The sequence below is a fragment of the Kluyvera huaxiensis genome (genome assembly GCF_040149365.1).
Classification (GTDB): Bacteria; Pseudomonadota; Gammaproteobacteria; order Enterobacterales; family Enterobacteriaceae; genus Kluyvera; species Kluyvera intermedia_A.
The window spans coordinates 1-1157 of the sequence record NZ_JBEFLV010000052.1 but is presented as its reverse complement, the minus strand read 5'-3'; the positions used below and the strand labels follow the sequence as shown (position 1 = coordinate 1157).

Genomic DNA, 1157 nt, shown 5'->3' with positions numbered 1-1157 from the left:
GCACTGCTCTTTAACAATTTATCAGACAATCTGTGTGGGCACTCGAAGATACGGATTCTTAAACGTCGCAAGACGCTAAATGAATACCAAGTCTCAACGAGTGAACATACGTAATTCATTACGAAGTTTAATTCATTGAGCATCAAACACTTTTAAATTGAAGAGTTTGATCATGGCTCAGATTGAACGCTGGCGGCAGGCCTAACACATGCAAGTCGAACGGTAGCACAGAGAGCTTGCTCTTGGGTGACGAGTGGCGGACGGGTGAGTAATGTCTGGGAAACTGCCCGATGGAGGGGGATAACTACTGGAAACGGTAGCTAATACCGCATAACGTCGCAAGACCAAAGTGGGGGACCTTCGGGCCTCACACCATCGGATGTGCCCAGATGGGATTAGCTAGTAGGTGGGGTAACGGCTCACCTAGGCGACGATCCCTAGCTGGTCTGAGAGGATGACCAGCCACACTGGAACTGAGACACGGTCCAGACTCCTACGGGAGGCAGCAGTGGGGAATATTGCACAATGGGCGCAAGCCTGATGCAGCCATGCCGCGTGTATGAAGAAGGCCTTCGGGTTGTAAAGTACTTTCAGCGAGGAGGAAGGCGTTGTAGTTAATAGCTGCAGCGATTGACGTTACTCGCAGAAGAAGCACCGGCTAACTCCGTGCCAGCAGCCGCGGTAATACGGAGGGTGCAAGCGTTAATCGGAATTACTGGGCGTAAAGCGCACGCAGGCGGTCTGTCAAGTCGGATGTGAAATCCCCGGGCTCAACCTGGGAACTGCATTCGAAACTGGCAGGCTAGAGTCTTGTAGAGGGGGGTAGAATTCCAGGTGTAGCGGTGAAATGCGTAGAGATCTGGAGGAATACCGGTGGCGAAGGCGGCCCCCTGGACAAAGACTGACGCTCAGGTGCGAAAGCGTGGGGAGCAAACAGGATTAGATACCCTGGTAGTCCACGCCGTAAACGATGTCGACTTGGAGGTTGTGCCCTTGAGGCGTGGCTTCCGGAGCTAACGCGTTAAGTCGACCGCCTGGGGAGTACGGCCGCAAGGTTAAAACTCAAATGAATTGACGGGGGCCCGCACAAGCGGTGGAGCATGTGGTTTAATTCGATGCAACGCGAAGAACCTTACCTACTCTTGACATCCAGAGAA

1 rRNA gene is annotated in these 1157 nt (G+C 52.9%); it reads left to right on the top strand.

What is annotated here, in order from left to right:
• Positions 1-154 precede the first annotated feature (154 nt).
• Positions 155-1157: ribosomal RNA gene (locus tag ABOC97_RS23855) — 16S ribosomal RNA — on the top strand; the annotation flags it as partial.